This window comes from Leptospira fletcheri (genome assembly GCF_004769195.1).
In the GTDB taxonomy this organism is placed as follows: Bacteria; Spirochaetota; Leptospiria; order Leptospirales; family Leptospiraceae; genus Leptospira_B; species Leptospira_B fletcheri.
Window position 1 is genome coordinate 109,327 of sequence record NZ_RQET01000010.1, and the last position, 22,798, is coordinate 132,124.

A 22,798-nucleotide genomic window follows, 5' to 3' on the forward strand; every position below is an offset into this window, starting at 1 on the left:
TGAAACGCTTAAGATTGGAACTTGAGAGATTCTTCCCGCAGTTTTTTATTGGTGAGTTCCAATTCCTTAATTCTGTTCATTGCGGTAATAAGTTCGTCTCTGGAAAGATTCGTGACTATGGAAGTAGCGTCGAAAGCTTCTTTCACATTCTTTAATTCTTGGCCGGAGTACTGGATGATCGTCTCGTACATCCGGATGATTTCGTCCGCATTCTCTAATTCCTGTTCGTTGAGCCTTAGGACTTTTTCATAGCCCTTGATAATGTCGTTCTGAATCTTTATTTTTTTCTTTAATTCCTCTATGGATTCGCTCATCCATGTGCTCCTAACAATTATCTATTGACAGCACGCCTTCCCGTGGAATCTTTGGGCCCGAGGGGACGTAGCTCAGTTGGGAGAGCGTTTGAATGGCATTCAAAAGGTCGGGGGTTCGATTCCCCTCGTCTCCAACACCCTCCCGTTTTCTTCCCTATAACTACTTACTTTTCACGGCCACTGTCAATATCTTTTGGGACTTATGAACGATAACCATTGGACTTTTACGGATACGGGTTCTCCCAATGGGGAAGAAATCCTCTGGATTCGGGACCTATGGCATCTTTCCAACGAGTCGGAAGAGCCGATTCCGAGAAAGGGTACGTACTTTACTCTAGCGACTCCGCCTAAAAATCTGGGGAAGGATACCTTTGCCCAATTGCTGGATTCGATTTCCTCTAGGAAAAAAAAGATCGGAATCGTAGCGGAGGGTTTTTCCGTAAGATTCGCTTGGGAAATCGCTCAAAAACTCCCGGAAAAAATACAATTTTTATTCCTAGTCTTTCCGAATCCTCCTCCGATTTCGGGTTTTCGGATTCCTTTTTTAGAAAAGACGGATTGGCTGTTAAAGAACTTGCATTTGTTACCGGGATTTTTTCTCCAACCTTTCGCCTTGGATCGAATCCTCTCCGAATTCGATTCCTCCGATTTTTATTCGGCCCCCGTACTTCCCCCCTTGGGAATGGTATTGCCTAGAACTGTTCTTCCTCTTTCCGACCAGTCGGAGTTCCTTTCTAAACTGGCCGCAAATCCTAGAATTTACCGATGGGAGTCCCGGAATCCTAGATTTTCCGTCCCCGACAGGAAGGAACTCGGGAAAATCCTAGACTCCTTTCGGAATAATACTGTTCAAAAACGGTCTAAGTCTAGGACAAGATTTTAATAGATATGTCCATACGTAAAATTCTCAAAATCGGCGACCCGCTTCTCCGCAAGGGTTGCAAACCAGTTCACACCGACGAATTGCAGACGAAAGAATTCAAGAAGTTAATCCGGGACATGTTCGATACGATGAGACATGCCGAAGGAGTCGGTTTAGCGGCGCCTCAGATCGGAATTCTGAAACAAATGGTCGTCGTCGGAACGGATCCCAAGGAGGATTATCCCGAAAGTTCCCGAGTCAAAGAAAGGGTCATACTCAATCCGGAGATCACTCCTTTGACGGAATCCGTGGACGGAAATTGGGAAGGATGCCTGTCCGTTCCCGGCATGCGCGGTTTCGTGGAAAGACCGAACAAGATCCGCGTTACTTGGATGGACGAAAAAGGAAACCGTCACGAAGAAGTGTTGGAAGGATATGAGGCTGTCGTTTTTCAACATGAATGCGACCATTTGAAAGGGGTGCTGTACGTGGACAGGTTGAAGGACACGAAGATGTTTGGATTCAACGACTCGCTGGAACTTTCCGGTCCCGTTCTAGACTAAAGAACCAGTCGAAGTCCGATCTCAATCTTGTTTGTCGTTCAACACTTCCGGAACCGTGACGAATTTGTATCCTTTATCCATCATGGCTTGGATGAAATCGGGTAGAATATAGATCAACTTTTCCGTTTGTCTAGGCGAGCCTAGATGCATGAGAATGATGGCGCCGTTCATCCCGTTCTTGTCGGACTTTTCCCAGCGATAGAGAAAATCCAACATTTCCTGCTTTGTTTTGTAATGTGGATTCGGGATCAGTTTGATTTTTCCGCTGGAGTCTCTTCTCGTGATGTATTTTTTATAAACGAAGTCGGGGACATCCAGAGAACCGACGTTGTTATTGCTCCAAAAAATATGATTCACGTATCCGTGTTCTGCGTATACGTCCAATAAAATCGGATCGATGGCCCCATAAGGAAGTCTATAATATTTGGTTAATTCTTTTCCCGTTAGAGTCTTAAATCTTTCCTCAACGGATTTCATTTCCACCAACAGATCGTCCATATCTGGAATCTCGTCGTCCACGTAACTCAACAAGGCCCGCTTTCTCAGGGAAGGTTCTTTTAGGCTTCTAGGTAAATTATAATGGCTCCAAGTGTGATTTCCGAACACGATTCTTTCTTTCATTCCAGACAACTTTCGCAAATACGTGATGTTCGTGCTCGAAAATAGGGACCCCCCTTTTTTTGCGGGGTTTTCGTTGGAAACGAACAAAGTGACTTTGATGGGAAATCGATTCATGAATTCGTAAAGAATCTGTAAATCCTCTCCGGTGCCCAAATCGAAAGTAAGTGCGATTTCTTTGAAATTCGGATTTCCTCTCGTGATATTCTTTCCGGTGCCCCTCGCGCTTAAGGAATGTTCCAGCAAAGAGAAATTCTTATCCACCTCTTCCTGAAGGTCTCCTTCCGGCACGTCGTCCAATAAAGAGGATTTAAAACGGAGCACTTCTTCCTCCCGCTGCTGCTCCTCCAATCTAAGGCTTGTGATGTCCTCGGAAAGTACGGAAATGACTTTATTCTGGGTTTCCACCGTATTTTGCAGGGAATCCAAACGTCTCGCTAAGGCGAATACGGTAGTCAAAATCAGAATGAAAAAGAAGATTCCGGAGGAAACCAAGCGAATCATACGAAACTTTCTCTCCAATTCCTCGGATTCGATTCCGGTATCCTGGATTTCCTTAATGGTTTTAGAAAGTACGGAGGATTCTTCTTCGCTGAGCATATCTTGAACGTCGGATCTCAGGTGACCAAACGGAGGAATTTTCCCTTTTTACCCTGGCGAATCAAGTACTCTCCGCCCCTAGAAATGGTAAATTTTTCGTCTCCGACCTTTTCCTCATCGACATAAATTCCTCCAGCCTTGATGATCCTTCTTCCTTCCGAAACCGAAGGAAGAAAATTCAACTTGGCCAAAACCCAGACCAATTGGGGATTTTGAGATTCCGAAAAAAACTCCTCTCCTAATTTGGCGACCGGAACTTCTTCGGGGACCGCCCTGGATTTAGGATTGTGAACCTTGTTCCACTCTTCGATCGCTTCCCGATTTTTTTCCTCCGGAGAAAATTGGTCCATAATCAGTTTGGCTAACTCCGTCTTCACTTCCTTAGGATGAAGATTTCCGGATTCCATCCCTTTTTTTCGCTCTTCGACCTTGTCCATGGCTAGGTCGGTCAATAGTTCGAAATAGTTCCACATCAAATCGTCTGCCATGGACATCAATTTGCCGAACATTTCGATGGGTTCTTCCGTGATCCCTACGTAGTTGCCGAGCGACTTCGACATCTTCCTGACTCCGTCCAATCCTACCAAAAGAGGAACGGTCAAAACGCACTGGGGTTCTTTTCCGTATTCTCTCTGTAAATCGCGACCCACGAGCAGATTGAATTTTTGGTCCGTACCGCCTAATTCCACATCCGCTTCCATTTCCACCGAATCGTAACCTTGGACCAGAGGGTACAGGAATTCGATCAATGATATCGGTTGCCCGGATTTATAACGTTTACTGAAATCGTCCCTCTCCAAAAGTCGAGCAACGCTGTATTTAGAGGAAAGCACAAGTACGTTCTCGAAATTCATTCTGGAACACCATTCCGAATTGTACACAATCCTGGTCTTTTCCCGATCCAGTACCTGAAAGACTTGGTTTTGGTACGTCTTGGAATTTTCCAGAACCTCCTCTTTGGAAAGGCGCTTTCTAGTTTCGGATTTTCCGGTCGGATCTCCGATCATGGCCGTGAAGTCACCCAATAAAAATTGAACGTCATGACCTAACTCTTGGAAGTGTCTCATCTTTCTGAGTAAAACGAAATGCCCGAGGTGCAGGTCCGGGGCGGTAGGGTCGAAACCCGCCTTAATTTTCAGAGTTTTCTTACGGTTGAGTTTCGACAGAAGTTCCTCTTCGCTGATAACGTCTACGCAACCGCGTTTGATGATCTCTATCTGTTTCTTTGGGTCCATGGAGTCCTTTAAGTCGTTCCGATTTAGGAAATCTATTTGCAAATTCGCAGGCGGAAACCAGTCTGTAAAGCAGGAAGAAACTAAGAATGCAAAAACAAGATCGCAAAGCCGGATTTAAGAACCTCTCGGAAACGGAATTCGACGTTTTGATCCTTGGCGGAGGAGCTACCGGCGCGGGGGCGGCGCTCGACGCAAGTTTGCGAGGCTTGAAAACTGCATTGATTGAAAAATCGGATTTTGCCTCGGGCACTTCTTCTCGCTCCACGAAGCTCATTCATGGCGGAGTCAGATACCTTGCCCAATTTCATTTTAAACTCATCCACGAGGCCCTGACGGAGAGACAAAGACTCCTGGAAAACGCTCCCCATTTGGTAAAACCTCTCCCCTTCGTTCTTCCTACCTATAAATTTTACGAAAAAACGTACTATAGCATAGGAATGACCATGTACGACATTCTGGCTTGGAAAGGAAGACTCCCCGCTCACAAAAGGGCTTCCAAAGAGGAAGTCCTCAAGGATTTTCCCGCCTTAAAGAGGGAGCATCTGGCCGGAGGAATCGTATATTACGATTCCCAATTTAACGATTCCAGGCTGAACGTACTATTGGCTAGGTCCGCTCGAAAGGAAGGAGCCGTAGTACTCAACCGAACGGAACTCGTATCTTTTCAAAAAAAGAACGGAAAAATCGCAGGAGCAAAAATCAAGGACCTGCTTTCGGGTCAAACGATCGAAGTCAAATCGAAGGTGGTGATCAATGCCACCGGGCCTTGGGTGGACGACATCCGCTTGAAGGACGATCCTAGGACCTATCGCGTGCTTTCCCCGAGCCAAGGAATTCATCTAGTATTCAAAAAAGAAACCATTCCATGCAATACGGCTCTGATCATTCCCAAAACGAAAGACGGTCGCGTGGTCTTTATGATTCCTTGGGAAAACCATGTGGTGCTGGGTACGACGGACACTCCCGTCCATGAGATTTCGGAAGATCCTCTGCCCCTGGAATCGGAAGTGGAATTTCTTCTGCAGACGGGTTCCGACTATCTTGAAAAAAAATTGGAACGAAAAGATATTCTTTCGGTATATGCAGGGATCCGACCTCTCATCTCGCCGGAAGGAAACCAGGATACGAAAAGTATCTCCAGGGAGGAGGTGATCTTGGTCTCTCCTTCCGGCCTGGTTACGATGGGAGGAGGAAAATGGTCGACCTACCGGAAAATGTCCGAGGACCTGATCGATCGCGTCGTTCAAGAGGGAAATCTTGCGCCGAATTCCGGCTGCAATACCTACCACTACGAGTTTCCCGGAAAAAAAGGCTATTCGGAAGAACTTCATTCGGAAATCCAAAAGATGTACAAAACTTCTCCCGAGACTGCAAAACGTCTCCAAGATGCCTATGGTGGGGAAGTCTTTACCGTTTTAGGAAAGAAACCTTCCCTTTTACTTCCAGGATCCGGCTATTATAAAGAGGAAGTGGAGTGGTTTGCAGTTGAGGAATTCGCTCTGACCGTGACGGACGTGATCGCACGCAGGTTCCGAGTCCAATTTTTAGATTTGAAATTATCGGAAAAATTGGTCTCGCCCGTCGCCCAAATCCTTTCTAAACATCTAGGCTGGAAAGAATCGGAGCGTAAAAAACAGGAAGAATCCGCGTTCTTACTGATACGCAATTTGTCGGGAAGTGTCTGGGAAAAGGGAAAAAAATAACCGCACTTTTCCGGAGGGAAAAAGAATTCCGGACGGTTTCCCGTCCGGTCCTTTGCAGGTTCGAAAGGCTCTTAGTCGATATAATCCCGAAGTTTCTTGGAACGGGACGGGTGGCGGAGTCTTCGCAGCGCTTTTGCCTCTATCTGACGGATCCTCTCCCGGGTCACTTTGAACTGGTATCCGACTTCCTCTAACGTTTGTGGATAACCGTCATCCAAACCGAACCTCATCCGGATGACTTTCTGTTCCCTCGCAGGCAAGGTATGAAGAACTTGTCTGATCTGCTCCGCAAGAATACTCGACGCCGCGGAATTCACGGGAGATTCCACATCCTTGTCTTCGATGAAGTCGCCTAATTCTGAATCCTCTTCCGAACCTACGGGAATTTCCAAAGAAATCGGCTCCCTGGCGACGTTTTTAACGGCCTTCACTTTTTGTACGGGCCAACCGAGTCTTTCCGCAATCTCCTCGTTGGAAGGATCTCTTCCGAATTCCTGTACGAACAATCTCGTTTCGCGGATCACCTTATTGACCTGCTCGATCATATGCACAGGGACCCGGATCGTTCTCGCCTGATCGGAAATCGCTCTAGTGATCGCTTGGCGGATCCACCAGGTGGCGTATGTGGAAAATTTATATCCCTTCTTATATTCGAATTTGTCCACCGCCTTGATCAGACCGATGTTTCCTTCCTGGATGAGATCGAAGAAATGCATTCCCCTGTTCGCATAACGTTTTGCGATGGAAACGACCAATCTTAAATTCGCCTTGACCAATTCCTTTTTGGCCTGCGCGATCTCCCTTTCCCCTTTGATGATTTTTTCTCCCCAGTCCTTGATCTCTTGGACGGAGGAACCGGCTTCCTGCTCCATGCGGCGCAGTTTTCTTTCGTTGTTTCGAATGTCTTTGATGACTTCGCGGACTTCGTCTATGGAGACGCCCATCATCTTTTCGATATCGTCCAACTTCTCGTTTTTCTCGATGAAACGGTTGAAGGCCTTGATATCGCGGACGTCGTAGCCGTACTGAGCCTTGATTTTCAGGAAATGACGATCGATTTCCTTGATGCGAAAGACCATCGATTTGATCTTTTGCGAGATTTTCTGGATTTCCTTTTGGGACACTCCCAGTTCTCGGATCGCCGTATCGATGATCCCTTTCGAAACATCGATCTTCTCCTTAAATTCCTTATATTTCTTGGAATTTTCGGAATATTTGCGGATCCGGGATTGGGCCTCTTGCAGTACTTTTTCCTGCTCTTGGATGACGGAAATGTTTTTGAAAAAAAGCTCTTCTAGCTTCTTCGCTTCTTCCGCGTTCATCGCGTACATCTTATCCACGCGAACTAAGTCGTAGACCTTCGTCTTCTTACTGCGGATCTTAGGAAGAAGTTTGATGAAGTTGGCGCGTAAAATCGAGGAACCGAGGATGGTTTCTTCGATGATCTTTTCGCCCTTCTCTATCTTCTTGGCGAGAAAGACCTCCGTTTCCCCGGAGATAAGATTTACCTTTCCGATCTCTTTCAGATAGAGTCGGATCGGATCTTCCGAACCGCCCGCAGCCGAGGCGGATTCTTTTTTCTTTCTCGCCGGTTTAGCGGGCACAAGACCGGGATCGTCTTTAAGAACCGTGGAGGAAGAAGGTTCCAAAGTTTTCCTGGTATATTCCTCCACGATTTCGATTCCCATCTCGTGAAGAAGAGTGAAGACGTCGTCTATCTTTTCGGAGTTTAGGATCTTGTCCGGAAGTATCTCGTTGATCTCGTCGTAGGAAATTTCGCTGTTCGCCTTTCCTATCGCGATGATCTTCTGAACTTCGGGCATGCTTTGTAAATTTTCCATCATGGGATTTCCTCTATCATAGCGCCGAGCCTGCGTCGCGAATGTGCGCTAAAAGTTTTTCTTTCTCGGTCTTGTAATATGCCAATCTCGTAAGTTTCTCCATCTGGTCCAGAGTGGAGTCCCGATCGAGTTCCTTCATTCTTTCGTCGTTCACGAATACCTTTTGTTGCTTCGTCAATAAGCCGAAAACCTTTGCTGCGTCCTCTCGACTCATTTCGGAATCTTCCAACAGAAACGGCGCGATCGCTTCCTTGAATTCTCCCGGAATCTCGGAAGACAGGACGGACGCGGGGGAAATTTCCTCTTCGCTTACGTATCTCGTGTATAAAAAATCCCAAAGGAAGGCGCTTTTGGGATCCAAAAATTCCATGGAGGAAATCTCTTCGGAAAAGGAGAAAAGCGAATTCATTCTGACGAGTAGCGCGACCAATTTTCTCTCACAGGTTTCCGCAGCGGTTGGACCGCTTTTCTTCACTCCGGGCTTCACTTTATTATCGGACCCGGCAGGTGCGAACTTGGCTCCGCCCCCTTTATAATCTCGCAAAACCGCATCCATACTGATGCCCAACTTTCTCGCGCCCAAACCTAGGAAAAATTCCCGATCGGAATCACGATTGAAACCGCGTAAAAATTGGTATAGGTTATCCAGGGCCTTTCGTTTTTTTTCCGGAAGAGCCCGAGAATCCGTTTTTTCCAGCAATTCATCCACCACGAAGGAAGAAGCCGGAACGGCAGATTCCAATAATTTCTGTAATTCCTGGCGCCCGAATGTTTTGGAAAGATCGAAAGGATCCTTGCCTTCGGGAAGCATAACGACGGAGCATTCCAAACCTTCCTTTAGACAGAGTTCGGCTCCATGAAGTGCCCCCTTTCTTCCGGCCGAGTCCCCGTCCAAAAGCAGAAGGAAACGATCCGCGAATTTTTTCATATTTCTGATATGGTTTTCCGTCACCGCAGTTCCCATGCTGGCGACCACGTTCTCGATCCCCTTGGAAACCAACCCGATCACGTCTAAATAGCCTTCCACCAGCACTGCAGTTCTGGATTTCTGGATGCTTTCTTTTGCCTGGTACAGATGGTAAAACGTCCGTCCCTTATCGAAAATGGAGGAAGCCGGGCTGTTCACATATTTCGCTTCCTTTCCCGGACCAAGGATTCGACCGGAAAAAGCGATCACCCTTCCGGACAAGTCCAACACAGGAAACATAATCCGTTCGCGGAAAAAATCGTAAGGTTCCCTGCCTTTCTCGGACTCCCGAACCAATCCTACTTCGATCGCGGCCTTGATTTCTTCCTTGCTGGAAAAGACTTTCGGAATCAAATTCTGGAAACCGGCTGGTGCAAAGCCGAGCTGAAAGCTTTTCTGGAGTTCCTCTCCTAATCCGCGGGAACCGAGATATTCGCGGGCGGGAATTCCTTGCGGAGAACGCATCATGTCCAAGTAAAATTGCAGCGCTTTTCGATTTACCTTATACAAAAGCTCGGTTCTTTCCTGCTCTTCTCGTCCTTTTTCCTGGATGGCGATTCCGGAATATTCGGAAAGAATTTCCTTTGCCCTCTGAAAATCCACCCGTTCATAACTCATCACGAACTGGAAAATATCTCCGGAAGCCTTACATCCGAAGCAATGGTAGAATTGTTTATCTAGAGATACGTTAAAAGACGGGGATTTTTCCTGGTGAAACGGACAAAGTCCCACCATGTTTTTTCCCCTTTTTTGTAGGGGTACAAACCTACTGATATAGCTTTCAATGGGAACTTCCCTGCGTACTCGGTCGATAAACTCCCTTTGGAATTGCAATGGACTGTCCCGCTTAGGAAAGTTTGGATTTTACAATCGCAGATACCTTGGACCCGTCTATGTTCAACCCTTTAAATTCGGCCATGACTCTCCCCATGACCTTGCCGATATCCTTCGGCCCGGTAGGTTTTACTTCCGCGATAATTTTTTCCAGAGCGGCTAAAATCTGCTCTTCGCCAACTTCCGGAGGAAGATAAGACTTTAAGACTTCCGCTTCCGCCTTCTCTTTATCCGCCAAATCGGTGCGATTCGCTTTTTCATACATCTGAATCGCATCGTTCCTCTTTACATAACCGCGCTTGATCAAAGCAATAATTTGCTCATCGATGAGCTGCTGAGCCCCCGTCTTCGTGAGCTCATACTGGATATCCGCTTTTAACAGCCGTAACGTGGACAATAGAGGCTCTTGTTTTGTCTTAATCGCCTCTTTCAGGTCTTCATTGATCTTAGCTTGTAGGGACATCCCTCTCCCCTTTTTAGGTTCGAAACGCCGGAACGCGGATTAACCGCGGTCCTTGCGAGAAAAAAGGCGTTTTTTCTTTTCTAATTTGCGTTTCGCGGACTCGAGTGCTTTCTTTTTTTTGATGCTCGGTTTTTCGTAGAATTCACGACGTTTGATTTCGCTCATGATTCCTGCGTTCGCGCAATCTCTTTTGAATCGCTTGAGTGCGGATTCGATGGATTCTCCTTCCTTTACGATGATTCCTACCATTCGGTGGAACTCCTCCTGTTCGGATTTTTAATACCGGAAATGCGGATTTCGGCCGTACGGCAGGAAAACCCGATCCCAGAGATCAACTTTGGGTCCGGAAATTAGGGCGAGAAGCCCCTGATTTACTACTTTCTTATAGGATGTTTTCTTGTCAATGGAAATAAACTACTTTTCTTGAACAAAAACGGGGGATTTTGCCATCCTTGGTCAAATCGAATCCCTTTTCTGCCGGTCCTGACAGAAATCGCAAGTTTCCTCTGGGGGAGGAAATCCGAGCAATCGCTGCTTTAAGCGGCATAAAACTCCGCTTTCTGGATTTCGCGTAGTTCGATCGTCGCTTCAATTCCGAACTGGCCGTTTTTGATGACGAATTCTCCGTCGATCCTACGGTTTTTATCCAATTCGATCACCGTACCATCTTTTAGGGTGAGGATGATGTCGATTCCACGGTAATTGATATAACGTTCCAATGTGGATCTAAATTTCTTTGCCGTCTCTTCCATCCGTTTGTAGCCTCACCTTTTGATTTACGGTACAATGCACGGATCGCAAGAGACAGATTTTTCGGTGCAAAAAGAGAATTTTTCGGAAAAACGGTTTTAATGCCCGACCAGCGGTTGTAGCAACTTTTCGTACACAGGACGAAAAGAATCCACCGGTTCGGTAATCTCTAAGAACCGAATCTCGTAATCGATGATCAGGTGATTCACTTGAAAAATCACTTCGTCGAATCTGCTTTTTACGATTTCCAACTTGCAATCCGGGCAAAAAGTAAGAACAGATCTCGGATTCAGCACGTACAATTTATCATAAGGACGCAAGTGGGCTTGGATTACGGATTTTAGCTCTTCTATGATTTCCCCGGATTTTTGCTCTCCCAACAGACGGAAATACTGGGAAAGATCCTGAAAATAGAAATGAGTAAGCACCATCTGCGTACTCAAGGAATTCTTAACATCCCTCAGGAACTGGTTCGTAAACTCTTCGAATACGTCCGGAATTTGATTCTTATTCGTAGGAGGAAAATCCACGGCTAATGTAAATATCGACGGGTCGGGCAGGATTTTCAGCTTTTTTCCGACTTGTCTTCCTGGCGGGTCGCGATTTCATAACCGGGTTATAGATCTTTGAATCGATGAGGAAAATCCAGTGACCAGCGCCCACCCCACCCAATTAATGAGCTTATCTCAGTATTTGATCGAGGAGCAATTAAAACTTCCTCAGGCAACGGGGGATTTTACGGCATTGATGAGCCATTTGGTCTACGCAGCCAAAATCGTTTCCCGAGAAGTAAGAAAGGCCGGACTTCTGGACAATATTCTCGGTTCCACCGATCAGACGAACGTCCAGGGAGAGACGGTCATGAAACTGGACGAATATGCGGATCGGATTTTCACGCATACGTTGACCCGCTGCGGACATTTATGCGTGATGGGTAGCGAAGAACAGGAGGACATTGTCCCCGTTCCTGCCGGCTATAAGATCGGAAAATATACGATCGCGATCGATCCTCTGGACGGATCCTCCAATATAGACGCAAACGTTTCAATAGGAACGATTTTTTCGGTCCACCTCAGGAGTTCTCCCCAAGGAACCCCGGGCACGAAGGAAGACCTTCTCCAAAAGGGAGCCAAACAAAGAGCCGCAGGTTATATCGTCTACGGTTCTTCCACCATGTTGGTTCTCTCGGTCGGAGTCGGAAAAGGAGTCTCCGGCTTTACCTTGGATCCTTCCTGCGGAGAATTCATTCTTTCTCATCCGGAAATGAAAATGCCGGAATCGGGAGGCATCTATTCCATCAACGAGGGAAATTATAATTACTGGTCCGACGAAGTGAAAAATTACATCAGAGACATCAAGTCCATTGAGGGCGGAAGAAAGCCCCAATCGGCTCGTTATATCGGTTCTCTCGTCGCGGATTTCCATCGGAATTTATTGAAGGGCGGAATTTTCCTATATCCCAATGATACGAAGTCTTCCAAATACCCCAAAGGAAAATTGAGACTTTTGTACGAGGTCGCACCCATGGCTTTGATCGCGGAACAAGCGGGCGGTATGGCCGTAACAGTGGAAGGGAAGAGAATCCTCGATTTACAACCTTCCGAACTGCATGAAAGGACGACTTTTATCGTTGGATCCAAAAAGGAAGTGGAGCATTTCCTGACCTTCGTCAAAAAATAAGACCTTTTTATCTGGTTTCGTCGAATTTGGATCGGATGAATTCCTTTTCCACTTCGTTGTTTGTAAAAGCCAACGCCTGCGCGTAGGATTCCTTTGCCGATTCTGACGAACCTAATCTTTTCTGAACGTCGGCTACGGCCAGATAGTACGGTGCGTAAGAAGAGAGATCCTTTCCGAGAGCGCTCAACAAAAGGAGGCCTCTTTCCGGGCCTTCCGCAATAGAGACCGCCACCGCGTGATTGAGCCGTATTACGGGGGTGTCCTCCATTTTTAGAAGCAACTCATACCATTCGGCAATTTTCTTCCAATCCGTCCGGGAGGAATGCGAGGAAATCGCATGTTCCGCACCGATCGCTGCCTGCACCAGGTAGGGACCGACACTACCTAAGGAAAGCGCTTTTTGCAATAAGGCCAAGCCTTCCTGGATCTCCTCCCGATTCCATAATGTCCGATCCTGTTCGTCTAACAATACGATCCTTCCGGAAGAATCGATCCGTGAATTTCTTCTGGAGTGGTTTAACAACATCAAGGAGAGAAGTCCCCAAACCTCGCTCAACTCCTCATCCGGAATATCTGGAGAAAGCAGATTCTTTCGAATCAGAATTTCCAGCATTCTGCAAAGTCGGATCGCCTCGTCGCACAATTCCTTGCGGATCAGCACGTCGCCGCTTGTGGACGCGTATCCTTCCGTAAAAATCAGATAGATTACCGCCAAAACGGATTCGATTCGTTCCGGTAGTAAGTGGATAGGCGGAATATAAAAAGGAATTCCTGATTCCTTGATTTTTTTCTTTGCTCGGACGAGTCTTTGCGCCAAGGTCGGAACAGGAACCAGAAAAGCGGAAGCGATTTCCTGCGTGGTTAATCCGCCTAATGCGCGCAAAGTGAGAGCGATCCGATGTTCCATGGGTAAAGCGGGGTGACAGCAGGTAAAAATCAGCTTTAGTCTTTCGTCCGCAATTTCTTCCTCCTCGTACTGGATTTCTCTTTCGGAAGAAAAGGATCGATTCTCCAAATTTCCCGGATCTACGGTGACTGGCTTGTTTTTACGGATTCTATCCAAGGCTTTTCTTCGGGCAACTACGAGGAGCCAGGCTCCCGGTCGCTTCGGAACACCCTGCTGTTCCCATTGTTGGACTGCCGCCAAGAAGGATTCCTGAAGAGCTTCCTCGGCCAAATCCCAGTCTCCGAACGTGTTTACGAGGGAAGCTAGGATTTGGCCGTATTCGCTTTTATGGATCCGTTCGATGGTTTGGGAAATCGTCTTTTCCGAATTCTCCATCGTTCGACTCCTTCTTTTCTCGTTCTTGTGCGAAATTCGAAATCAATTCGGTTTCGGTCCCAGGTCATAGACTGGTCGAACTTCCATGGTTCCATGCTTGGCTCCGGGGCATTTTGCGGCCCAGTCCAAAGCCTCGTCCAAATTCGAACAGTCCACTAAATAGTAACCTCCGAGTTGTTCCTTTGTCTCGGCAAAAGGTCCGTGGGTTGTGATTCTTTTTCCTTCCCGAAGTTTCACCGTTGCGGCGGACGAGGTAGGATGGAGCCTGTCTCCTCCGACCATTTTTCCGGACTTTAAAAGTTCCTGAGTATAGGTGGTGTAATCCTCAGACCTTTGCTCCAGCTCCTGTTTGGATCTGGATGCCTCGAGCTTTTCATCTATATAAATTAGAAGTTGGTACTTCATTTTCATACTCCCTATCTTGCGGTTTTAGAACGAATTTTTTTGTTCTCCTTACCGTCGTTCCACCCCGTGAAATTTCGACATTCGTAGGATTTTTTTCTCATTTCCATCAGAATTTTCTTCGTAAATTCCGATGGTTTTCGACCGAAGATCCGTACTCGTACGGATAGCGAAGCCGTTCAAAAAAGAACATAATCTTTATTATTAACGGACAACAGGTCGGACACAGATGTCGATAAATTGGAAATACTGGAAAGCGATTTTAGGTTTGCTCGCGATCACCATGACTGGAGCCATGAAATGCCGTCACGGGAACGGAGGGAACGATAACCAAACCTTATTGGCGTTTCTGCTTTTGAATTCCCAAATAGCGGATTTCGTTTTCGATTTGGGCTTTCCGGGTTCCCAAAATACGATCACCGGTTATACTTTCTCCGGGATTGCATCCGATTATACCGTAACCATAGGCTCGGTACAGGCGACCGGAATCACTTTGGTCGGGTCCACCGGGCTCCAATTTGTCATGCCTACCATTTCAGGAATTTCCGAAAATACCACAGTGCCTATCGTAGTGACCCAAAAAGGAGCCGTATTCATTTCCAAAACGGCCCGTTATCGACCTCTTGTTGCGATTACGATCGGACAACCGAACGGACTCATCCGCCCGATTTCTCCCCAGGATCCTAGCAGTTTTTTCTCCTTTAATACTTCCGTGACGGGAGACCATTTGTTCAACACATTCGGTTATTCTGCTACTAGTTTAAATTTCTATTATTTTACTTCTCCGACGTCCGGACCGACAACGATCGTGGAATCCAATACGAGCGCGGCTCAGTTTAAGAAAGTGACCCTAAGCAGCACCGGCAACTATATCTTTCAGGTGAAATATGCCGGGGGTTTGGGAACGAGCTTCAGTACGAACATAGCGAACGGGTCCATCGTTCCGGCTTCCACATTCAACGAAATCAATTCCCAAAGTCTTTGCTACGATTTTATGGGGAGCGGTTCCGCCGCAGACGTGCCCGACAGTTGCACCACTGTGAATGCTTCAAACCTTCCGAATAGAACCGGAAGATGCACCTACCCGACTACGGGAGGGATCAATACTCGGAATTATTATAATATCAGCGGTTTCGGATTCATTGGGTCCTACGCGCAAACCACTTGCACTACGCCCGGATACGGATCTCAGAACGAAGGCGAATCGATTTTTCAAGCCAATTAAGAGAGTACGGAAATTTCCGGAAGCGACCAGGATCGTGCATTTCCGGATTGATCCTAAAATTCCGATTTGTTAAAAGAAAAACCAATGAGCCTCAAGGTTTCGAAGAAAATCTTCATTATTGACGATCATCCTCTCATACGCTCCGGCTTACAGTCGGAGATCGAATCTTTGGACGGATACGAAGTTTGCGGAACCGCCTCCTCCATAAAGGATGGAATCCGATTAATGGGATTTTCCAGGGCGGACTTATTGATTTGCGACGTGTCCCTCGAAAATGAAAACGGTATCCAGGAAATAGACTCGGTAAAACGGAAATTCCCGGATCTGAAAGTGGTTTTTCTGACCATGCATCGAGATTGGTCTTATCTTCAGAATGCGATTGCGGCAGGCGCGGACGGATATATATTAAAAAGCGAGCCGATAGAATCCATTCTATCCTCTTTACGCCAAATCCTGAAAGGCGGAAAGGTTTTTCCCGGAGAGATCACGAGTTTTAGATATGACACGGAACAATTACGGGAGGCCGCGGAGATCATTCGGAGATTGACGCAGAGGGAAACCGAAATTCTGAAATTTCTGTCCAAAGGCAAACTCAACCGTGAAATCGCGGAAGAATTGAATTTGAGCGTGCGCACAGTGGAATCCCATCGCACTTCAATTTTTAAAAAATTAGAAATTAGTAATATGGTAGAATTGAGCAAGATTCTCTTTCAGTTGAAATCCCCGGATTTTTTATGACGCCGCCTAAACCCCTGATTCGGGCAATAGAATCGTAAACCTGGAGCCCCTCCCCTTGCCCGAATCGATCAGAATCTCTCCTCCATGAGCCGATACGATTTTTCCAATGATCGAAAGCCCTAACCCTGCTCCGTGAGGTTTGGAGCTACTCAGGATACCCATGGGCTCGTACAATCTCTCTTTTAAATCCGAGTTAAAGCCGGATCCGTTATCCTCGAAGATCAGATACAGAATGTTCGATTCCTTTTCCACGCGAATGCTGAAAAGCCCCTTTTGGGGCGTAGCTTCCGCTGCGTTCTTGGCCAAATTGAAGATCAGCCTTCGGATCCGGAAAGGATCTAATTTGAATTTCCCGCGCGCTTGAATCGTACACGTTAATTTCATTTCCTTTTCCAGGGACAAAAAGAAATGGCGAAGGTCGTCCCGTATCTCGCGGAAATAATCCCCGATTTTAACGTTCTGCAGGTCTAGAATAATCCTGTTTTTCGATACGTCCAGAATGTCCAAAGATAAATTGGAGAGAGCTTCGGTTTCCTTTTCTGCTTGCCGGACCGCAGCCTGTTTCCTTTTTTCCTCGTACTCACCTAGATTTCTCAGGTGTTGCCGCAAGATCATGATATGATGCCCAATATCGTGCACGATTTCCGCGGACAATTCTCCGATGATCGCTAATTTGTCCCGGTCCTGTCTATTGATATTCTGGATGGAAAATGCGAAAGCATCTGCGATTCCCTGAACCCAATCCAAACTGGAATCCTGTAAAGATTCCTTATGCAAGGGAATATCCAAAAGCAGGCGAGCTGAAATCGGATGCCGGACCGGAACGATGAATCTTTTTTCTTTGATAAACGGCTTTTCTAACGCGGACGGATCGCAGCCTAAGTATTTCTCCATTTCCTGATCGGACATCAGATCCTCGGATACTCGCTCGCCATCCGTCGAATATTTTCTCCAGGAGGAGGATTTTGAATCTTCCAGATAGACGTGTATTTTATCCCTGCTTCCTTTCCTGTCCGTTTCGGAAAGTATGCTTAATACGTAATGAGCGGAATGCCTGTAAGAAGAGGATAACATGATTTCTCTCGTATACGAGACTAAGGATTTCATTTTGGAGGAGAGTTCCGTCGACTTTCGGAAAGACACGGAAAAAATCTTGGAGATCAAGAGCGAATAGCAAACGATCAAAAAAATCTGACCGTACGGAATCAGATAATGGATCCGAAAAAGTCCCATACTGTTTAAAATATCGCCTATCGTACAAAGCGTGATCACCGCATATCCTAGCATGAGGATGGCGGCACCTTCCAAGTTTCGTCGAATCCCCTGGCTTAACAGGATTGCCCAAGTCGGCATGGTGACGAAGAGTGCATACATTGAAGCGGGAAAAAGAGTCAGAGTATAATATCGATTCGGAAAAAAAAGAACTAACGCGCATATTATATAATACGGGGAAGTCAACCATAGACCGAATCTTCTCCAGAACTCGGTGGGACAATATCGATTCAAGAAAGCGTACAGCGTAGGAGCGGAAGCGTAGACGGAAAAATATTCCAGCTTATTGGAATATTCCCAAAGGGAATCTCCTAGGATTCGGTATCCCAATCTCTCTCCGGTAGTCAGGATCCTGCAGAGAATCAGAAAACAATGCAGGGAAAAAAGCAAGGGAGCCGGTTCTTTCCTTCTAAAAAAATAAAGGAAAAGGTTATAGACCGACATGATCGCTGCGATCATAGCCAGACAAATATCCACGGTAAGACTCCTTTCCCGTTCGCTTAACACATCGGACCAGTGCCCTACACGGACCGAACTCCAGAATCCTCCCCAACGATTTTGAAAATTGGAAATGTGCAGAACCAAGTCCAGGTTCTTGCCGGAAAGGACCGCGATCTGTGGTTTGTAACCGGCGGTCGAGGTTTCCGGATCCTTGCCTACTTTTCCGGCGCTCGCAATAAGAAGGCCGTTCGCATAGAATTCATAAGATGTACCAAGATCCGGGATGGAAATCGCATATGGCTGGGAGTCAGGAGGTAGAAAGAGTTTCAATCGATAGGATGCGAAACCGATTCCGTCCAACCTTTTCCCTTGGAAGGATAAGTGATTCCAAACTTCCGGGACGCGAGCCTTTTCTCCTCCTTTCCAGAAGGGATTCGATCCGTCCCCGACAACGGGGATTAGGCGGTTCCAATAAAAATTCCATTGTCCGTCCAGAGGGATCGTTTTCGAGCCGAGAAAGATCTCACGCTTAGATAAATCTAAGGTGCCGGACCCGTTCGGTTGATAAGAGACATCGGTTTCTTCCTGCTTACAGACGGTTAGAAGCAAAGCCAATGCAAACAGAGTAAGATACGTTTTCTTCGATCCGGTTTGCATAGAGGTAAATTCGAATTTCCCAAGACGTAGGTAAAGGAAAAACTTATTTCTCAAAAGGAGAATGAACTATGTTTTTGGCGGACTCGAAGATTTGTTTTTTCTGTAAATTCCGGGTGACACCCCCATCGCTCGGACAAACTGGGAATTGAAGGCGGATTTGGAATTGAATCCGACTTCGAAGCCCACCTCCAATACCGATTTGTCCGCTTGGGAGAGAAGAAGTTTACAGGCTTCCTGTACCCGATATCGATTGATGAGTTCGTAAAAGGTCATTCTCTGTATCTCGTTCAAATACCTTGAGGTCTGGTGAAGGCTCAAGCCCAGTCCTGCAGCCAAATCCCCCAGCCGAAGTTCGCTGTCCCGATAAACGAATTCCTCTTCCATGATACGGCGCAGCTTCTCGTCCGCTTGTTTGATCTCCTGAGGAAGCAATGCGGTATTCTGGTATTTTGAATTGCGGATCACCGTCCTCATTTCGTCGAAAAAGTCCGGATTCCTTTCCCTCAATACGAACATCAGCACCAAAATCATGCTCACGCAGCCGGCGCCTAATTCGAATAAAAACATGTTCTTCAGAAAAAAGGCCGCACCGATAAAGGAATTGGCGACCACAGGTAAAAGCAATACCACCCATACCAGTTTCAACTCGTAGATCTCATATTTTCGACTCACTTTATGATAAATCCATAGGCAAGCGACTGAGTATGAAGAAACTTGAATGGAGGCTAGGATTGCGGCCAAGTGAATCCAATCCAAGGAGAACTCCTTCTGGCTACTGGACATCAATTCGCGAAGTCTTTCGGAATCCTGGGTAAAAAATAGAATTTCGGAAAATGCGAATAGTACCGCCGGAATCAGATGGGGCCATTGCCTCCGAACCGAAAAGGAAAGGTCCGCCTCCTCCCATTCCTCTACCAAACGGGAATTCACATAACTCCAGAGAACGGGACCTACGGAAGATACTCCGGTGTATAAGAAAAGAAAAAGATAAGGGGAAATGAAATAAAGACGATCGAAATACCAAGCATATCGAAGCAGGGTCGCTCCGGTAAGGAATGTCACGAATATAAGGGTCCGATTCGCGCGCCTTTTCTTGGTCCATTCCAAGAAACAATATAGGAACGACAGGCCCGATCCGAAATAAACGAAGGATTTTAGACAACTTTGGAGGAGTTCCATGAATCTGAACGGACACTCTCCGACGGGCAAACCCCATTTTCTATCCATTTTTCGGAGGTTAAGTCCCATCCGATCGGATGAAACGGTTGGACCTATCGGTCCGGTCGAATCTTTTTCGGATCCGGATAAAATCGTTCCTTATGGAAGCAAAAACGATTCCGCTGGCGGTGATCCAGCTAAAGGGAACCCAAGAAGAGATGGGAAGACAATTCGGAGAGATCATGCGGGAGATCGGGCAATACGAACCGATCTTCGATTTTTATCCTGTGATGGCGCAAAACCTTTTGTTGGGCAGTTTACCCAGAAAGAATCGAAACTTACTTTCCAAAGGATTCGTTTCTCTAAGCATGAAATTGGCCGAGGCCAAAATGAATTCCCACCGTTGGCCGGAATATTCCAAGAGAACTCTGGCCGCTCTCAAAGCCGCAGGGATCCGGTCGAGCATAGAAAAGGAAATGTTCACGATGGACGCATTTCAAAACGCGGTCGGAATCATGGGAATGCTCCGCGTGCTGCCGGAACTCCGTCGTTTGGAGCCGTTGTTGAATCCTCAGCTAGTGCCGGCTTGTACAAGTGTTGCTGTATGGGGGAATCAAAGCAAAGATAAGAACTTATATCACGCGCGAAATTTCGATTTTCCGGGAGTGGAAGTCTGGGACAAACGACCCATCGTCGTCTTCTGCAATCCGACGGATACGGGAATTCGCTATGGCTACGTCGCTTGCAGAGGTGCGGACGTCCCGGGAATCACCGCATTCAACGAAGCGGGCTTGACTTTGTCTTTTCACACTAGATTCCACAAAAAGGTAGGATTCAGCGGTTTAGGAGTGGTCGATTTCGGTCATAAAATGATCTCGGAATCCAGAAGTATCGAAGAAGCGGTTTCCCTCGCTAAGAGATACAAAATCAATTCGACTTGGGGCGCGATCCTCACCAACTGCAACGAAAAAGGTTCCAAAGCCGCCGTAATCGAAACCAATTTCGGAAATGTGGAAGTCACCTACTCCGATAGAAAATCGGAAAGCATGGTGAATACGAACCATTATTTCAGCCCGAAGCTGCAGGATGGAGAACTCTTGGCAGCTCCTTCCTTTTGCCACCATACCCGCAGCAGATTCCAGAGGGCCACTCAACTTCTGGCGGAACAGAAGTCGAAAGGAACTACTGTAAAAGACCTCCAGAACTTATTGAACGATTCCGTAGATCCTACAAGCGGAGAATCCCGGACCATGGGTTCCACGATACGACAAATCACTTCGGTCAAATCCGTAGTCATGAGCCCTGAAGCGGAGAAACTTTACGTTTCTGTGGGACTCGCTCCGACCGGAAGCGGTCCGTATCTTGAAATTCCCATGCGCTGGGATGCAGCTCCCGGCTACACCTTCCCTTCTCTGACGAAAAAATCCAAAGACGAATCCGTAGGGAAGAAAGGAAAGAGCCAAGAAACAAAAACGAAAGAAAAGAAAAAAGCGATAGAATATTACAAGGAAGCGATGCTGATAAACGACGATCCGAAGTTAGGAGGAATCGACGATATGCTGGATCGGCTGGAGGAAGCTGACAAAGGATCGGACTCGGACCCTTCCCTTCTTTTCCTACGCGGAATCCTGCACATCGAAAAAGGGGAATTCCAAAAAGGATCCTATCTCTTGGAAGAAACCGTAAGACTGGAATCTTCTCCCTTCCGAAAACAACAGGCTCAACTTTGGTTGGCAAGGACCTATTCCGGAATCGGTAGAAATTCGCTTTCCGCCAGACTGTACGATGAAATCAGGAATGCTCCGGATTCTCTGGATTGTCTCGTTTGGAAAATGAAGGTAAAGTCGGACAAAGGCTCCTATTCTTTAAAAAAACTCAGACAGGTTTCTCCGAATTTCCTGCTGGTCGACGCGAACGAGTTATAGATCACGGACGGATCCTCGCTTAAAACCGGTTGACCTTAGAAATGGGGCTTTCTTTAATAAAAGCAAAGCCCCATGGACTTGCATCTTTCGAATCTTTTCTCCGCGATTTTAAATCCGATCCGAATCCTGTTCGTACCTTCGGTCAAAATCTATTGGGCTTACCTTGTATCTTCCGTCTTAATCACGCTTTTTCTGGTCATCTGGAGAAGCGTTCGCCGGAGAGGATTTTCTACTCGGGAATACTTAGGGAACATCTTCTCCGGTAAAGTCTGGTTCCATCCATCCGCGATCGTGGATTATAAATATTATTTTTTGAATACGATTCTTTTCCCTCTTTCCTTCGGATATTTCGTGGTCTCAGCCTTAGCAGTAGCTTCGATATTCAACCGAAGCCTGATCTTCTTGTTCGGTTGGTTCCAACTGGGAGAATCTCCGAGCATATTGGGAATCGGAATCTATTCCATAGCATTCTGGTTGCTGAACGATTTCGGCAGATCCTTTGCGCACTGGATGATGCATAAAAACTCCTACTTATGGGAATTTCATAAATTCCACCATTCCGCGGAAGTACTGAATCCCCTGACGGTCTATAGAGTACATCCGATAGAAGGAATTTTGGTGAATTCTTGCGGAGCGATCGGTTCCGGTCTCGTGACTGGAATTGCGACTTATCTTTATCCTCAAGGGATCACGATGACCTCTTTTCTCGGCGTCAACGCGGGGGTTTTCGTTTTCAACTTGTATGCGAATCTGAGGCATTCGCATGTTTCTCTGCATTTTCCGAACTGGCTCAGTCATATTATCCTAAGCCCGGCCCAACACCAGACACACCATAGTAAAGACAGGGATTTACAAAACAGGAATCTGGGAGTTACGTTCGCATTCTGGGATTTGATTTGGGGTAGCCTTCATATTCCGGATCCGAAAGAGAAAGAATCTACAGATTTCGGTTTAAAGAATTTGAATCCTCTGGATTATTCTAGGCTAACTTCCATCTACCTGCTCCCCTTTCGACAAATCTACTTCAAGTTCAAAAAATCCTTCCACTCTCCACTCGCTAAAGACGTGGAAAATCATTCGGATTAAAGAGCTTTCCCGTTCCCGCCAATCTCTGCCTCGGAAAGAGATGATTTCAGAGGAGGCGTACTACATAACGGATAGATACTGTTTCTCTTAATTTGTAATATATATGTAATACAAATGATAATGTTCAGTAATATTTTCGTGCATGGAAAAAAACCGGGTTGAGAATTTCGGAAAGAGGTCTA

Annotated in this window: 21 protein-coding genes and 1 tRNA gene; 9 read left to right on the forward strand and 13 right to left on the reverse strand. The window is 46.5% G+C overall.

Annotated features, from left to right (window positions below; translation table 11 throughout):
• Nucleotides 1-8: 8 nt before the first annotated feature.
• The gene (locus EHO60_RS14260; RefSeq protein WP_135768886.1) at nucleotides 9-314 is read right to left on the reverse strand and encodes a hypothetical protein; all 306 of its coding nucleotides are present in this window, start codon (nucleotides 312-314) and stop codon (nucleotides 9-11) included.
• Nucleotides 315-375: 61 nt separating this feature from the next.
• On the opposite strand from EHO60_RS14260, the gene EHO60_RS14265 reads away from it, so the two are divergent.
• The 3 genes from EHO60_RS14265 to def all read left to right on the forward strand — a co-directional run bounded on the left by EHO60_RS14265 (nucleotide 376) and on the right by def (nucleotide 1,739).
• Nucleotides 376-448: transfer RNA gene (locus EHO60_RS14265), tRNA-Ala, on the forward strand.
• Between the two features lie 68 nt (nucleotides 449-516).
• Nucleotides 517-1,197, forward strand: coding sequence for a hypothetical protein (locus EHO60_RS17295; RefSeq protein ID WP_246028325.1), 681 nt, complete (start codon nucleotides 517-519; stop codon nucleotides 1,195-1,197).
• 5 nt (nucleotides 1,198-1,202) lie between these two features.
• The gene (def, locus tag EHO60_RS14275; RefSeq protein WP_135768887.1) at nucleotides 1,203-1,739 is read left to right on the forward strand and encodes a peptide deformylase; all 537 of its coding nucleotides are present in this window, start codon (nucleotides 1,203-1,205) and stop codon (nucleotides 1,737-1,739) included.
• A 21-nt stretch (nucleotides 1,740-1,760) separates the two neighbouring features.
• Here the strand turns inward: def and EHO60_RS14280 are convergent, their stop codons facing one another.
• Nucleotides 1,761-2,957, reverse strand: a complete 1,197-nt coding sequence (locus EHO60_RS14280) for a polysaccharide deacetylase family protein (protein WP_135768888.1) — start codon at nucleotides 2,955-2,957, stop codon at nucleotides 1,761-1,763.
• A gap of 17 nt (nucleotides 2,958-2,974) precedes the next feature.
• Nucleotides 2,975-4,192 carry a tyrosine--tRNA ligase gene (gene tyrS / locus EHO60_RS14285; RefSeq protein ID WP_135768889.1) on the reverse strand — a complete coding sequence of 406 codons (1,218 nt, stop codon included), beginning with the start codon at nucleotides 4,190-4,192 and terminating at the stop codon, nucleotides 2,975-2,977.
• Nucleotides 4,193-4,278: 86 nt separating this feature from the next.
• On the opposite strand from tyrS, the gene EHO60_RS14290 reads away from it, so the two are divergent.
• Nucleotides 4,279-5,895 (forward strand): glycerol-3-phosphate dehydrogenase/oxidase, encoded by a 1,617-nt coding sequence (locus EHO60_RS14290; protein WP_135768890.1) that lies wholly within the window; start codon nucleotides 4,279-4,281, stop codon nucleotides 5,893-5,895.
• 71 nt (nucleotides 5,896-5,966) lie between these two features.
• On the opposite strand, the gene rpoD is transcribed toward EHO60_RS14290, so the two are convergent.
• The 6 genes from rpoD to EHO60_RS14320 all read right to left on the reverse strand — a co-directional run bounded on the left by rpoD (nucleotide 5,967) and on the right by EHO60_RS14320 (nucleotide 11,280).
• Nucleotides 5,967-7,736, reverse strand: coding sequence for an RNA polymerase sigma factor RpoD (gene rpoD, locus EHO60_RS14295; RefSeq protein ID WP_135768930.1), 1,770 nt, complete (start codon nucleotides 7,734-7,736; stop codon nucleotides 5,967-5,969).
• Between the two features lie 16 nt (nucleotides 7,737-7,752).
• Nucleotides 7,753-9,537, reverse strand: a complete 1,785-nt coding sequence (dnaG, locus tag EHO60_RS14300; RefSeq protein WP_135768891.1) for a DNA primase — start codon at nucleotides 9,535-9,537, stop codon at nucleotides 7,753-7,755.
• Between the two features lie 13 nt (nucleotides 9,538-9,550).
• Nucleotides 9,551-10,000 (reverse strand): GatB/YqeY domain-containing protein, encoded by a 450-nt coding sequence (locus EHO60_RS14305; RefSeq protein WP_135768892.1) that lies wholly within the window; start codon nucleotides 9,998-10,000, stop codon nucleotides 9,551-9,553.
• Nucleotides 10,001-10,039: 39 nt separating this feature from the next.
• A complete protein-coding gene (gene rpsU, locus EHO60_RS14310; protein WP_008591132.1) occupies nucleotides 10,040-10,249 on the reverse strand; it encodes a 30S ribosomal protein S21 in 210 nt (69 codons plus the stop codon).
• Between the two features lie 287 nt (nucleotides 10,250-10,536).
• Nucleotides 10,537-10,752, reverse strand: a complete 216-nt coding sequence (locus tag EHO60_RS14315; protein ID WP_135768893.1) for a hypothetical protein — start codon at nucleotides 10,750-10,752, stop codon at nucleotides 10,537-10,539.
• A gap of 96 nt (nucleotides 10,753-10,848) precedes the next feature.
• Entirely contained in the window at nucleotides 10,849-11,280 is a 432-nt protein-coding gene (locus tag EHO60_RS14320; RefSeq protein ID WP_135768894.1) for a hypothetical protein, read from the reverse strand.
• A 145-nt stretch (nucleotides 11,281-11,425) separates the two neighbouring features.
• Here EHO60_RS14320 and fbp point away from each other — a divergent pair, with 145 nt between their 5' ends.
• Nucleotides 11,426-12,430, forward strand: coding sequence for a class 1 fructose-bisphosphatase (gene fbp / locus EHO60_RS14325; protein WP_135768931.1), 1,005 nt, complete (start codon nucleotides 11,426-11,428; stop codon nucleotides 12,428-12,430).
• 7 nt (nucleotides 12,431-12,437) lie between these two features.
• Here fbp and EHO60_RS14330 read toward each other — a convergent pair whose 3' ends face one another.
• Entirely contained in the window at nucleotides 12,438-13,712 is a 1,275-nt protein-coding gene (locus EHO60_RS14330; RefSeq protein ID WP_135768895.1) for an RNA polymerase sigma factor, read from the reverse strand.
• A gap of 42 nt (nucleotides 13,713-13,754) precedes the next feature.
• Nucleotides 13,755-14,117, reverse strand: a complete 363-nt coding sequence (locus EHO60_RS14335) for a YciI family protein (protein WP_135768896.1) — start codon at nucleotides 14,115-14,117, stop codon at nucleotides 13,755-13,757.
• A 226-nt stretch (nucleotides 14,118-14,343) separates the two neighbouring features.
• Between EHO60_RS14335 and EHO60_RS14340 the strand changes: the two genes are divergently transcribed.
• A complete protein-coding gene (locus EHO60_RS14340; RefSeq protein WP_135768897.1) occupies nucleotides 14,344-15,339 on the forward strand; it encodes an IPT/TIG domain-containing protein in 996 nt (331 codons plus the stop codon).
• A gap of 84 nt (nucleotides 15,340-15,423) precedes the next feature.
• Nucleotides 15,424-16,077: a response regulator gene (locus EHO60_RS14345; protein ID WP_135768898.1), complete on the forward strand. Its 654-nt coding sequence runs from the start codon at nucleotides 15,424-15,426 to the stop codon at nucleotides 16,075-16,077.
• A gap of 6 nt (nucleotides 16,078-16,083) precedes the next feature.
• Here the strand turns inward: EHO60_RS14345 and EHO60_RS14350 are convergent, their stop codons facing one another.
• Both EHO60_RS14350 and EHO60_RS14355 read right to left on the reverse strand, forming a co-directional pair.
• Complete coding sequence (locus EHO60_RS14350) at nucleotides 16,084-18,447, reverse strand: sensor histidine kinase (protein WP_135768899.1); 2,364 nt, start codon at nucleotides 18,445-18,447, stop codon at nucleotides 16,084-16,086.
• Nucleotides 18,448-18,513: 66 nt separating this feature from the next.
• Nucleotides 18,514-19,509: an AraC family transcriptional regulator gene (locus EHO60_RS14355; protein WP_342776002.1), complete on the reverse strand. Its 996-nt coding sequence runs from the start codon at nucleotides 19,507-19,509 to the stop codon at nucleotides 18,514-18,516.
• 257 nt (nucleotides 19,510-19,766) lie between these two features.
• Between EHO60_RS14355 and EHO60_RS14360 the strand changes: the two genes are divergently transcribed.
• Both EHO60_RS14360 and EHO60_RS14365 read left to right on the forward strand, forming a co-directional pair.
• The gene (locus tag EHO60_RS14360) at nucleotides 19,767-21,530 is read left to right on the forward strand and encodes a C45 family autoproteolytic acyltransferase/hydrolase (protein ID WP_246028326.1); all 1,764 of its coding nucleotides are present in this window, start codon (nucleotides 19,767-19,769) and stop codon (nucleotides 21,528-21,530) included.
• Between the two features lie 72 nt (nucleotides 21,531-21,602).
• Nucleotides 21,603-22,616 carry a sterol desaturase family protein gene (locus EHO60_RS14365; RefSeq protein WP_135768900.1) on the forward strand — a complete coding sequence of 338 codons (1,014 nt, stop codon included), beginning with the start codon at nucleotides 21,603-21,605 and terminating at the stop codon, nucleotides 22,614-22,616.
• Nucleotides 22,617-22,798 lie beyond the last annotated feature (182 nt).